A 12,007-nucleotide genomic window follows, 5' to 3' on the forward strand; every position below is an offset into this window, starting at 1 on the left:
GCGTGCTGCCGGCTGGCCTGTGTCGCCAATTGGGGGTGAGTGACACCGACCACAGCTCCGGCGGCCTTCGGGCCGTCGGCGGCAGACGCGCCGGGTGGGGCCGGCGGCGCATGGCGCCGTCGGCCCCGCGCCGCCGGAACCCCGGGTGGCACCATGGCGCGCCTGCCAGGACCGGTCGCCTGAGCCGGTCCGTCCGGACCTGCGGAGCAGGTCCGCGTGAGGCGCGCCCATGACCTCCGGTGCGAACGGGCGCCCTGGTCCCGTCGGCGGACCGGGTCGTCGCCAGCGCAGAACCCGCCGAGCCTCGGCGCTGCCCCAAGGTCCTGGCGCCGACCAAGGTCCCGGCGCTGTCCAGGTTTCTGGCGCCGGCCGCGGCCTCCGCGGGGACCCCCATCCCGGCACACCGCGCCCGGAGTGCAGACCGTCATCGAAGGAGAGGCGTATGACCGCCATCGACGCCCCAACCGGCCCACCACGCACGCCTGCGCTGTCGGGCGCGACGGGCCTGTCCACTCCCGCCGAACACCTCCTGCGCGCCGCGCCGGCGGAGAACTTCCCGGTCTCGCCGATCGTGCTGCCCGCGGCCGTGCGCGCCCACTTCAACGCCCTGTACGCCTTCAGTCGGTTCGTCGACAACATCGGCGACGAGGCCGCGGGCGATCGGCTGATCCTGCTCGACCGCCTCGCCGACGATCTGTCGGTGATCTGGGCCGGCGGTGAGCCGGAGCTCCCCGTCCTGCGCCTGCTCGCGCGCACGGTGCACACCTGCGACCTGCCCGCCGAGCCCTTCGAGCGGCTCGTCGAGGCCAACCGCCAGGACCAGCGGGTCACCCGCTACGAGACGTTCGACGACCTGGTCCGCTACTGCACCCTGTCGGCCGATCCGGTCGGCCGGATGGTGCTCGGCGTGTTCGGGCTCGCCACCCCCGACCGGGTCGTGCTCTCCGACCGGGTGTGCACCGCGCTGCAGCTCGCCGAGCACTGGCAGGACGTCGCCGAGGATCTCGCCGCCGGGCGCATCTACCTGCCGCAGGAGGACCTCGACACCTTCGGGGTCACCGAGGACGACCTGCGGGCGAAGGTGGCGAGCCCGGCGGTGCGCCATCTGATGGCCTTCGAGGTCAGCCGCGCCCGCACCGTGATCGACCAGGGCGCGCCGCTGGTCTCGATGGTGCCGGGCAGACTGAGGCTGGCGCTGGCCGGCTTCGTCGGCGGCGGCCGCGCGGCGCTCGACGCGATCCGCCGCGCTGGCTACGACGTGCTCGGCGGCCCGCCCAAGGCACCCAAGCCGCGGATGGCACGCTTCGCTCTGGTGGCGCTCGCGCAGTCGGTGGCTCCGGGAGCGCCGGCGGCGGCCCGCACCGCCGCGGCGGTGGCGACCGCGACCAGCGCGACCGGCGTCGCGGCCCGACGCGGCTCGGAGGAGGGTCGATGAACAGCCCGGCGTCGAACTCGGCGCGCCGGCCGACCGTGGCCGAGGCGTACGCCGCCTGCGAGGCTCTGACCAAGGAGGCGGCGCGGAACTTCTCGTACGGCATCCGGCTGCTGCCCCCGGAGAAACGGGGCGCGCTCAGCGCCGTCTACGCGCTNGCCCGCCACCTGGACGACATCGGTGACGGGGACCTGCCGGCCGAGGAGAAGCTCGCCGGGCTGGCCCAGGTCCGGGCCGAGGTCAACAACCTGGGCGCGGGTAGCTCCGACCCGATGTACGTCGCCCTCGACGACGCCGCCCGGCGCTTCCCGATCCCGCTGGAGGCGTTCATCGAGCTTGNCGACGGCGTCGAGAGTGACGTGCACGGCACCACGTACGACACGTTCGACGACATGGTCGGCTACTGCCGGCTCGTCGCCGGCACGATCGGCCGGCTCTCGCTGGGCATCTTCGGCACCGAGCAGGCGGCCTCCGACCGCTCCGCCCCGGCCATCGCCGACGCCCTCGGGGTGGCCCTGCAGCAGACGAACATCCTGCGCGACGTCCGCGAGGACCTGCTCGGCGGGCGTATCTACCTGCCGGCGCAGGAGCTCAAGNCCGCCGGGATCGAGCTCGCCGTGGACGCCAGCGGTCGTCTCGGCGGGCCGCCGACGGCACTGCTGGGCTACCTGCGGTCCTCGGCGCAGCGGGCCGAGGAATGGTACGACCGCGGCATGGTGCTACTCGACCTGCTCGACCGGCGCAGCGCGGCCTGTTGCGGCGCGATGGCCGGCATCTACCTGCGGCTCAACCGGCGGATCAAGAACGAACCGGCTGCTGTGCTGGACCGTCGGCTGGCGCTGCCGGGGTGGCAGAAGGCGGTCGTCGCCGCCCGCAGCCTCGCCGGGCGACCGGAGACGAGCGCCGCATGACTTCCGGGGCACGCGGGATGGGCGAGGCGGCCGGGGTGGCCGGCGCGGCTGTGGCGGCGGGTCGGGACGAGTCCCGACCACACCTGGTCGTCGTCGGCGGCGGTCTCGCCGGGATGGCCGCGGCGCTGCTCGCCGTGGACAGCGGCGCGCGGGTGACGCTGCTGGAGGCCCGGCCGCGCCTGGGCGGCCAGACGACGTCGTTCCGGCGGGGAGACCTGTGGATCGACACCGGTCAGCACGTGTTCATGCGCTGCTGCACCGCCTATCGCGGGCTGCTGGCGCGCCTCGGGGTGGAGCACCTGACCACCCTGCAGCCCCGCCTGGACGTCCCGGTGCTCCTCGGGGACTCGCTCACCCGGACCCGGCTGCGGCGCACCAGCGTGCGCCTGCCCGCGCCGCTGCACCTGGCCCCGGCGCTGCTGGGCTACCGGGCACTGCCGCTCGCCGAGCGGCTGCGTGCCGGGCTCGCGGCCTTCCAGCTCGGCCGCCTCGACCAGCGCTCCGCGGCGGTGGACGAGCGGTCGTTCGGTGCGTGGCTGACCAGCCACGGCCAGGGCCCGGCAGCGACGAAGGCGCTGTGGGAGCTGCTGACCGTGGCGACGCTGAACGCGCCGGCCGCCGAGGCCTCGCTGGGCCTGGCGGCGAAGGTCGTGCGCACGGGCCTGCTGGACGGCGCCGACGCCGGCGACCTCGGCTGGGCGGAGGTCCCGCTGGCCCGGCTGCACGGCGACGCGGCGATGGCCGCCCTGGCCGCAGCCGGCGCCGACGTGCACCTGGGGGCCAAGGTCCGCGCCATCACCGCCGCGGGCGGCGGCTGGGAGCTCGCGGTCACCGCCGGCGGCACCAACCGCGGCGAGGCGGTGCCCGGCACCGACGCCGCGGGCAGGCTGCGCGCCGACGCCGTGGTCCTCGCGGTGCCGCCACCGGCGGCGGCGGACCTGCTGCCGGCCGGCGCCGGCCCGCGGCCCGAGCGGCTGCGCGAGCTGGGCGACTCGCCGATCATCAACGTGCACATGATCTATCCACGGCAGGTGATCGAGGGGCCGTTCCTGGCCGTCGTCGACTCGCCGATCCAGTGGATCTTCGACCGGACGATTTCCTCCGGCCTGGCCGCCTCGGGCCCGCCGGGTGCCCAGTACCTGGCGCTGTCCCAGTCGGCTGCCGAGCCGTGGATCGACCGGTCGGCGAACGAGCTGCGCACGTTGTTCGTCGACGAGATGGCCCGGCTGTTCCCGGCCGCCCGCGCGGCCGCGCCGCTCGAGGTCTTCGTGACCCGGGAGCGCACGGCCACCTTCCGGCAGGCGCCCGGTTCGCTCGCATTGCGTCCGGGTACCTCGACCGGACTGCCCGGCTTTGCTCTGGCCGGCACCTGGACCGACACCGGGTGGCCAGCGACCATGGAATCTGCTGTGCGTAGCGGACTCGCTGCAACCCGTGAGAGCCTGGCCGGCATGGGGGTCGTCGTCAACGGGTTGGCCGGGTCCGCCGGGGGAGACCGGGGGGCCGCCGGACCATCACCGACATCGGCTCGCGCCNTTCCGCGGCAGGGCGCCGACGGGGCGTCCGCCACGAGCACCACACCTTCATCAGACCCATCGCTTGTGCTGGATACAGCGGTTGCACCGAATGCATCGGATTCGTCGGATTCTCCGGATCCACGGGGGGAGAACACGGTGACCGCCGCAACGAAGGCGGTCACCGGGCCGGTGCCCACCGGCCAGCCAGGGCACTCATCCACAGGGGGATTCCCGGTATGACCATGACGGTTCCGGATGCGATCGAGCGGGGGCGGACCCTCACCGTGCCGGCGCTGCGCGCCGTGGTGGACCGCCTGCACCCGCGCCTTCGCCACGTCGTCGCCTACCACCGCGGCTGGGTGGACGCCGCCGGCGAACCGCTGCCCGGTGGCGGCGGCAAGCTCGTGCGCCCGGCGTTGGCGCTGCTGTCCGCCGAGGCGGCCGGCGCGCCGGCGGAGGTCGGCCTGCCGGCCGCGGTTGCCGTCGAGCTCGTGCACGACTTCTCGCTGCTGCACGACGACCTGATGGACGGCGACACCGAGCGCCGCCACCGGCCCACGGCCTGGACGGTCTTCGGTGCCGACGGCGCGATCCTGGCGGGCGACGCCCTGCTGGGGCTCGCCACCCAGGTCCTGCTGGAGGTCGAGGGGGACGCCGCGCGGCGCGCGGCGCTGATCCTCGGCGCCGGCGTCCAGGACCTGGTTCGCGGCCAGGCCGAGGACCTGATGTTCGAAAGCCGGTCCGACGTCACCGTGGCCGACACGCTGCGGATGGAGGACGGCAAGACCGGCGCGCTGCTGGCCTGTTCGGCGTCGCTCGGCGCCGTGCTCGCCGGCGCCGCCGACGAGATGGTCGACGCGCTCGCCGAGTACGGCTCCCGCCTCGGCACGGCCTTCCAGCTCATCGACGACCTGCTCGGCATCTGGGGCGACCCGGCGGTCACCGGCAAGCCGGTGCTGTCGGACCTGCGTTCCCGCAAGAAGTCCGTGCCGGTGGTGGTCGCGCTGGAGGCCGGCGGCGGCGCCGCCGAGGAACTGCGTGCCTTCCTCGTCGGCACCGGGGAGTCGAGTGAGGCGGAACTCGCGCACATCGCCGAACTGGTCGAACAGGCGGGCGGGCGGGACTGGACCACCGCCGAGGCCGACCGGCAGCTCAAGGCGTGCGAGAACGTGCTGCGCTCGCTGTCGATGCCGGCCGCGGTCGAGGCGGAGCTGCTCGCCCTCGCCCGCTTCGTGACCGAGCGCGATCGCTGAGGAGGCCGCAGGTGAGCACAGGCGCCCATGCCGCCTGGTCCACCCGCCGCCCCGTACCAGGCCGGGGTGATGCCGGGAGGCCGGGCGGCGCCCCGCCACGGCTCGACCGGCGGGCGGCCCCACCGGGCCGCCGCGACGCCGGACAGACCGGCGATCAGCCTGGTGATCGCCCGCTTGACCATCGCACGTACGACGAGGGGAGTCGTCGATGAGCCTGACCTCGGACCCGTCCCCGGCTGCTCCGACTGCCGAGAAGAGCCCGAAGCGGCCCACCATCCCGGTGCCCGCCACGGCCGACGCCTACGGGATCTCCCGGTCCTCACCACCGCTGCCCGCCGGTACCGGCAGGCCGCACACGGCCGGCCCGATCAACGCGGGCGTCGCCGCGGCCCGCGCGCGGGACCATCTCCTCGCGCTGCAGTCGGATGAGGGCTGGTGGAAGGGCGACCTCGAGACGAACGTCACGATGGACGCCGAGGACCTGTTCATGAAGCAGTTCCTCGNNATTCGCGGCGACGACGAGACCGAGCAGACCGCCCGCTGGATCCGTTCCCAGCAGCTCGCGGACGGCGGCTGGCCCACTTTCTACGGCGGCCCGGCCGACCTGTCCACCACCATCGAGGCGTACATCGCGCTGCGCCTCGCCGGCGACGCGGTCGACGCCCCGCACATGGCGCGGGCCGCGGAGCTCGTGCGCGCGCAGGGCGGGGTGGCCGCCTCCCGGGTGTTCACCCGGATCTGGCTGGCGGCGCTCGGCCAGTGGTCCTGGGACGACGTGCCGGTCATCCCGCCGGAGCTGATCTTCCTGCCGTCGTGGATCCCGCTGAACGTCTACGACTTCGCCTGCTGGGCGCGCCAGACGATCGTCGCGCTGACGATCGTCGGTTCCCTGCGGCCGTCGCACGACCTCGGCTTCACCATCGACGAGCTCAAGGTGCCGGCGGCGGGGCGCAAGCCGGCCCCGCTGCGAAGCTGGGAGGGCGCCTTCGAGCGACTCGACAAGCTGCTGCACCGCTACGAGCGCCGGCCGATCAAGCTCCTGCGCACCCTGGCGCTGCGGCGGGCCACCGAGTGGGTCGTCGCCCGGCAGGAGGCCGACGGGTGCTGGGGCGGCATCCAGCCGCCCTGGGTCTACTCCGTCATGGCGCTGCACCTGATGGGGTACCCGCTGAACCACCCGGTGATCGCCACCGCGTTTCGCGGAATGGAGCGGTACGTGATCCGCCGGGACACCCCGGAGGGTCCGATCCGCCAGATCGAGGCCTGCCAGTCGCCGGTCTGGGACACCGCGCTCGCGGTCGTCGCGCTGGCCGACGCCGGCGTCCCCGGCGACCATCCGGCGATGGTGAAGGCCGGCCGGTGGCTGGTCGACGAGGAGGTCCGGGTCGCCGGGGACTGGGCGGTGCGCCGCCCCGAGCTCGCCCCCGGCGGCTGGGCGTTCGAGTTCGACAACGACTTCTACCCGGACGTCGACGACACCGCCGAGGTGGTGCTGGCGCTGCGGCGGCTGCTCGGCGCGGGGCACGTCGCCCCGCCGGCATCCCGGCAGGGCCGCGCCGAGGCCCCCTCGGTGAACACCGTCGAGGACGCGGACCCGCGGCTGGCCGCGGCGATGCGCGCGGCGGCGGCCCGCGGGGTCGACTGGAGCGTCGGGATGCGCTCGTCGAACGGCGCCTGGGGTGCCTTCGACGCGGACAACGTCCGGACGCTCACCACGAAGATCCCGTTCTGCGACTTCGGCGAGGTGGTCGACCCGCCGTCGGCGGACGTCACCGCGCACATCGTGGAGATGCTGGCCGACCTCGGCCGCTCCGACCACCCGATCACCCAGCGGGCGGTGCAGTGGCTGCTGGACAACCAGGAGCCGGGCGGCTCCTGGTTCGGCCGGTGGGGCGTCAACCACCTCTACGGCACCGGGGCGGTCGTGCCGGCGCTGATCGGCGCCGGGGTGCCCACCGACCACCCGGCGATCACCGCCGCGGTGCGGTGGCTGCTCGAGCACCAGTCGCCCGAGGGCGGCTGGGGCGAGGACCTGCGCTCCTACACCGACCCCGCCTGGATCGGCCGGGGCGAGCTCACCGCGTCGCAGACGGCGTGGGCGCTGCTCGCGCTGCTGGCGGTGGACCCGCACAGCCTGGCCGTGAAGCGCGGGGTGCGCTGGTTGTGCGAGACCCAGCGGCCGGACGGCACCTGGGACGAGCCCTACTTCACCGGCACCGGTTTCCCCGGCGACTTCTCCCTGAACTACCACCTGTACCGGCTGGTCTTCCCGCTGACCGCGCTCGGCCGGTACGTGGGCCTGACCGGGGTGGCCACACCATGAGCACCTCCACCTCCCCGGGCGGCGACGGGACCGCTCCCGACGCTGTCGTGACCCCCGCCGACCGCACGGCCCCGGCGGCCGCGGCGGGGGGACCCGCCGTGATCCCCAACCAGGACCCGGCGTCGCCGTCGGTCCCCTCGTCCGCCGGGGCGCGCCGGCCGGGCGCGCCGGCCGCGTTGCCGCTCGTCGCCGCGGCGGGCCGCGGCGGCTCGGCGAGCGTCGCGACCGCGCCGGCACCGGCGGGCGCAGGCCCGGCCGCGGTGGGCCCGTCCGCCGCGGTGGGCTCGTCCGCCGGGGCGCCGGCCGGCGGCGTGCAGGCGCCGCCGCGGCCCGCCGAGCCGGCCGCGCCCGTGGCCCGGCCCCGCCGCCGCGGGCGGCTCGTGGTCGCGACGGCGCTGCGCTTCGAGGCGATGGCGGCCGGCCGGTCCGGCCTGCCCTCGGACACCGTCATGGTGCGCACCGGGATGGGCCCCGACAAGGCGGGCCGAGCCGCCCGGGTGGTCCGTCAGGCGCGCCCCGACGCCGCCGCCATCGTGGGCCTGTCCGGCGGCCTCGCCCCCGGGATCAAGCCCGGGGACATCGTCGTCGCCAGCGAGGTCCGCGCCGCCGACGGTTCGGTCNCCGCCCGCTGCGCGTCCGCCCCGCTGCTGGCCGGTGACCTGCGCCGGCTCGGCCTGACCGTCCACGTCGGCCCGATCGTCACCGTGGCGAAGGTCGCCACCGGCGACGAGCGCACGCGGCTCGCCGCCACCGGCGCCATCGCGGTCGACATGGAGAGCGCCCCGATCGCCGCGGGGGTCGGGGACGTCCCGTTCGCCGCGGTGCGGGTCATCGTCGACACCGCCGACGAGCCGCTTGGCCGCCTCGACCTGGTCCGCCGCGGCGTGCTGGGCCTGCGCACGATGCGCCGGCTCGGCCTGCCGATCGGCGCCTGGGCAGCGGCGGTGGGCCGGCGCACCGTGCTGCTCGCCGAGCCGCGGGCGTTCTGCGCCGGGGTCGAGCGCGCCATCGAGGTCGTCGAGCGCGCCCTGGAGCTCCACGGCGCGCCGGTCTACGTCCGCAAGCAGATCGTGCACAACTCCCACGTGGTGGCCGACCTCGCCGCCCGCGGAGCAATCTTCGTCGAGGAGCTCGACGAGGTGCCCGCCGGCGCGACCGTGGTCTTCTCCGCGCACGGAGTGGCCCCGGCGGTGTGGAACCAGGCCGACGGGCGCCAGCTCTCCGTCATCGACGCGACCTGCCCGCTGGTCGAGAAGGTGCACGCCGAGGCNCGCAGGTTCACCTCCCGAGGCGACACCGTGCTGCTCATCGGCCACTCCGGTCACGAAGAGGTCGACGGCACGCTGGGCGAGGCGCCCGGGCGCATCCGGCTGGTGCAGTCGCCCGAGGAGGTCGACTCCCTCGACGTCCCCGACCCCGAGCGGGTCACCTACCTCATGCAGACCACGCTGGCGATGGACGAGGCCGAGGAGGTCGTCGACGCGCTCAAGGAGCGCTACCCGGCGATCGTCGGCCCCGGGTCCGCCGACATCTGCTACGCCACGTCCAACCGGCAGAACGCGGTGCGCAAGGTCGCCCAGGAGGCGCAGCTCGTCCTCGTCGTCGGGTCGGCCAACAGCGCGAACTCGGTGCGGCTGGTGGAGGTCAGCCGGCGCGACGGGGTGGCCTCCCACCTCGTCGAGAACGTCGGCGACGTGGAGCTGTCCTGGCTGGACGGGGTGGAGACGGTCGGCATCTCCGCCGGCGCCTCGGCCCCGCCGTCACTGGTGGAGGAACTCACCGCCGCGCTGTCCGGTCTCGGCACGACGGACGTGACCACCCGATCCGTCGGTACCGAGACGGTCGCCTTCCACCTGCCCAAGGAGCTGCGCCGCGCCGGCGCCACTGCGGCCGGCGCCACTGCGGCCGGCGCCGCCTCGCCGGCGCACGTACCCGGCTCGTCGTAATCCGACTCGCGGTCCCGACCGCCGGTTGCCCGACCGCTCGGCGGGGATCGCCGTGCGCGATCCCCGCCCCCGGCGTCTCCCTAGGCTGCTGACCATGACCGCGATGGAATCCGCGCCCGCCGTTCCCGAGCCCGACCCCGCGCTGTGGGGCGAGCCGCGTAGCAAGTCCGTCACCTGGTACGACCCGATCCGGGTCGCGTCGGCCGCAGCCACCCTGAGCGGCCTGGAGTTCCTGACCGCGATGCGCGACGGCCATATCCCGCCGCCGCCCATCTCCCGGCTGTTCGACTTCCGGCCGGTCGAGGTCGCGCGCGGCGACGTGGTGTTTACCTGCCAGCCTGACGAGTCGGCGTACAACCCGATCGGCCTGGTCCACGGCGGCCTGCTCTGCACGATCCTCGACACCGCGGCCGCCTGCGCGGTGCAGACCACGCTCGACGCCGGCGTCGCCTACACCTCGATCGAGATCAAGGTGAACTACCTGCGGCCGGTGCGGATCGCGGCGGGCCGGCCCAACCGGCTGACGGCGCACGGCTGGACCACGAGGCCGGGGCGCCGGGNGGCCTTCGCCGAGGGGGACGTCCGCGACGACGACGGCAAGATTGTTGCCACGGCCAGCAGTAGCTGCCTGATCCTCGCCTGAGACGGCTCCGGTCGCCGGGAACCCCAAGGTGTGTGACGCTGCGTGACGGGTCAGTGTCGTCGCCGGCATCCCGTCGTCCGGCCAGTGGAACCTGCGGGCGAGTTGGAGGTTGTCCCCACACCTCCGACGCCTCGTCGAAGGTTGACGATGCGAGGCCGGTGGAGGCCGTCATCGGCGTCATTGAGCCGTCGAGCGAGGGCTCTGACCTGGCCGAATACGTTCCGCGACCGGCTGCTCGGACGGTCGGGTCGGCTACGGGACACGGCTGTGCGACAGTTCATCGCTCGATCCACATGCAGGCTGTACGTACAGCCTGTATGGTCAGTGCAGAGATCATCGGTCATCCCACCGGCGACCTGAGGAGAGGGGAGCTACGCCGTGGCGGTCGAGTGGCGGTACCAGCTCCGTATCGGTACCTACCTGGCGAAGCAGAAACTGCGGCGCCGCAAGCACTTCCCGCTCGTGTTGGAGCTGGAGCCACTGTTTGCCTGCAACCTGTCCTGCACGGGCTGTGGGAAGATCCAGCATCCGGCGTCCGTCCTGAAGCAGCGGATGAGCCCCGAGGACGCGCTTGCCGCGGTCAAGGAGTGTGGCGCTCCGGTCGTGGCGATCGCGGGCGGTGAGCCGCTCATGCACCCGCAGATTCACGAGATCGTGAACGAGCTGGTGAAGCGCAAGAAGTTCGTGATCCTGTGCACGAACGGCCTGCTGCTGCAGAAGAAGCTCAAGAACTTCACCCCGTCGCCCTACTTCACCTTCGTGCTGCACATCGACGGGCTGCGCGAGCGGCACGACTCGGTGGTGGAGAAGGAGGGCACGTTCGACGAGTGCGTGCGGGCCTTCCACGCGGCGAAGGCGGCCGGCTTCCGGGTCGGCACCAACTCCACGTTCTTCAACAACGACAGCCCGCAGGACGTCATCGACATCCTGACCTTCCTCAACGACGACCTCAAGGTCGACCAGATCCAGCTCTCGCCGGGTTACGCGTACGAGAAGGCTCCGGACCAGGAGCACTTCCTCGCCGTCCAGGAGACCCGCGAGATGTTCGGGAAGGTCTTCGCGGAGGGCCGGCGCAAGAAGTTCCGGCTCAACCACTCGCCGATCTTCCTGGACTTCCTCGAGGGGAAGAAGGAGCTCGACTGCACCGCCTGGGGCATCCCGAGCTACTCGCTGTTCGGCTGGCAGAAGCCCTGCTACCTGATGAGCGACGGGTACGTCTCCTCCTACAAGGAGCTCGTCGAGACCACCGACTGGGACTCCTACGGTCGCGGCAAGGACCCGCGGTGCGCGAACTGCATGGCGCACTGCGGCTACGAGACCTCGGCCGTGCTGGCGACGATGGGCTCGCTGAAGGAGTCCATCCGCGCCGTCCGCCAGGTCTGACGGTCTGACCCGGCGGCGGCCCTCCCGCCGCCGTACAGCCTGCACGACGAAACGCCGCCCCGACCGCTCCCACGGTCGGGGCGGCGTTTGGCGTTTGCGGGAGGCTGCGTGGGAAGCCGGCTACAGGGGTCCTTCTGGTGGGCATCGCGTCCGGTTTGTCTCCACAGAGAGACCCGCCTGGACCCTTGCCCCTGCAGCCCCCTGCGCGCGTCGTTCCCGTTCTCGGGTTGGCGGAGGGGGCTGTGGCCGCGGCGGCTAGCCCTGTCCTTCGCACGTTCGTGCGATGTGACAGTTCCGTGATCTTTTGGTTGTTCCGTGTCGGGTTTGCCGCGGGGTGGAGTGGTGGGCCTGGCACGGTTCCCGCCTGTGACGGTCGTGGCGGGTTATGGACCTCCGAGCGTGGAGAAGATGCTCGGCGCGCTGCCGGTCGTGCGGGACTTCCTGCGCCGGCTTGGGGTGGCCAGCGTCGTCGACCGACTCTGCCCGGTCCGCGAGGACGCCCGGCTGACCCACGGCCAGGTCATCGAGGTCCTCATCGCCAACCGGTTGACCTGCCCGACCGCGATGGTCCGGGTCGCCGACTGGGCGGCGGCCTGGGC

General features: G+C 73.7%; 6 protein-coding genes and 10 pseudogenes. All 16 read left to right on the forward strand.

Annotated features, from left to right (window positions below):
* The first annotated feature begins 442 nt into the window (after positions 1 to 442).
* Positions 443 to 1,435 (forward strand): squalene synthase HpnC, encoded by a 993-nt coding sequence (gene hpnC / locus FF86_RS24160; protein WP_044887410.1) that lies wholly within the window; start codon positions 443 to 445, stop codon positions 1,433 to 1,435.
* Positions 1,432 to 1,589: pseudogene (locus FF86_RS56690) on the forward strand (squalene synthase HpnD); the annotation flags it as partial. The gene hpnC and the pseudogene FF86_RS56690, both read left to right, overlap by 4 nt.
* 1 nt (position 1,590) lies before the next feature.
* Positions 1,591 to 1,771: pseudogene (locus FF86_RS56695) on the forward strand (squalene/phytoene synthase family protein); the annotation flags it as partial.
* Position 1,772: 1 nt separating this feature from the next.
* A pseudogene (locus FF86_RS56700) lies at positions 1,773 to 2,028 on the forward strand (squalene/phytoene synthase family protein); the annotation flags it as partial.
* A gap of 1 nt (position 2,029) precedes the next feature.
* A pseudogene (locus FF86_RS56705) lies at positions 2,030 to 2,343 on the forward strand (squalene/phytoene synthase family protein); the annotation flags it as partial.
* On the forward strand, positions 2,340 to 3,878 hold a 1,539-nt coding region (hpnE, locus tag FF86_RS24170), incomplete at its 3' end, for a hydroxysqualene dehydroxylase HpnE (RefSeq protein WP_242419432.1). The pseudogene FF86_RS56705 and the gene hpnE, both read left to right, overlap by 4 nt.
* 218 nt (positions 3,879 to 4,096) lie before the next feature.
* Positions 4,097 to 5,113 (forward strand): polyprenyl synthetase family protein, encoded by a 1,017-nt coding sequence (locus tag FF86_RS24175; RefSeq protein ID WP_044887407.1) that lies wholly within the window; start codon positions 4,097 to 4,099, stop codon positions 5,111 to 5,113.
* Positions 5,114 to 5,321: 208 nt separating this feature from the next.
* Positions 5,322 to 5,616 (forward strand): annotated as a pseudogene (locus tag FF86_RS56710) (squalene--hopene cyclase); the annotation flags it as partial.
* Positions 5,617 to 5,618: 2 nt separating this feature from the next.
* Positions 5,619 to 7,436: pseudogene (locus FF86_RS24180) on the forward strand (prenyltransferase/squalene oxidase repeat-containing protein); the annotation flags it as partial.
* A pseudogene (locus FF86_RS56715) lies at positions 7,433 to 8,056 on the forward strand (4-hydroxy-3-methylbut-2-enyl diphosphate reductase); the annotation flags it as partial. The pseudogenes FF86_RS24180 and FF86_RS56715, both read left to right, overlap by 4 nt.
* Before the next feature lies 1 nt (position 8,057).
* Positions 8,058 to 8,706 (forward strand): annotated as a pseudogene (locus FF86_RS56720) (4-hydroxy-3-methylbut-2-enyl diphosphate reductase); the annotation flags it as partial.
* 1 nt (position 8,707) lies between these two features.
* Positions 8,708 to 9,382: pseudogene (locus tag FF86_RS56725) on the forward strand (4-hydroxy-3-methylbut-2-enyl diphosphate reductase); the annotation flags it as partial.
* 94 nt (positions 9,383 to 9,476) lie between these two features.
* Positions 9,477 to 9,942, forward strand: a 466-nt coding sequence (locus tag FF86_RS24190) for a PaaI family thioesterase (protein WP_242419433.1), incomplete at its 3' end; no start/stop codon positions are given.
* Between the two features lies 1 nt (position 9,943).
* Positions 9,944 to 10,025, forward strand: a pseudogene (locus FF86_RS56730) (aromatic compound degradation protein PaaI); the annotation flags it as partial.
* Positions 10,026 to 10,403: 378 nt separating this feature from the next.
* Positions 10,404 to 11,408, forward strand: coding sequence for an adenosyl-hopene transferase HpnH (gene hpnH, locus FF86_RS24195; RefSeq protein WP_009740212.1), 1,005 nt, complete (start codon positions 10,404 to 10,406; stop codon positions 11,406 to 11,408).
* A 366-nt stretch (positions 11,409 to 11,774) separates the two neighbouring features.
* Positions 11,775 to 12,007: DUF4277 domain-containing protein (locus FF86_RS24200; RefSeq protein WP_128423620.1), on the forward strand; the 233-nt coding region annotated here is incomplete at its 3' end.

The organism is Frankia sp. CpI1-P, assembly GCF_001421075.1.
GTDB lineage: Bacteria > Actinomycetota > Actinomycetes > Frankiales > Frankiaceae > Frankia > Frankia torreyi.

What these genes read in the sequence shown, in the direction of transcription:
- hpnC (WP_044887410.1), top strand. Translation starts at nt 443, where the DNA reads ATGACCGCCATCGACGCCCCAACCGGCCCACCACGCACGCCTGCGCTG.
- FF86_RS24175 (WP_044887407.1), top strand. Translation starts at nt 4,097, where the DNA reads ATGACCATGACGGTTCCGGATGCGATCGAGCGGGGGCGGACCCTCACC.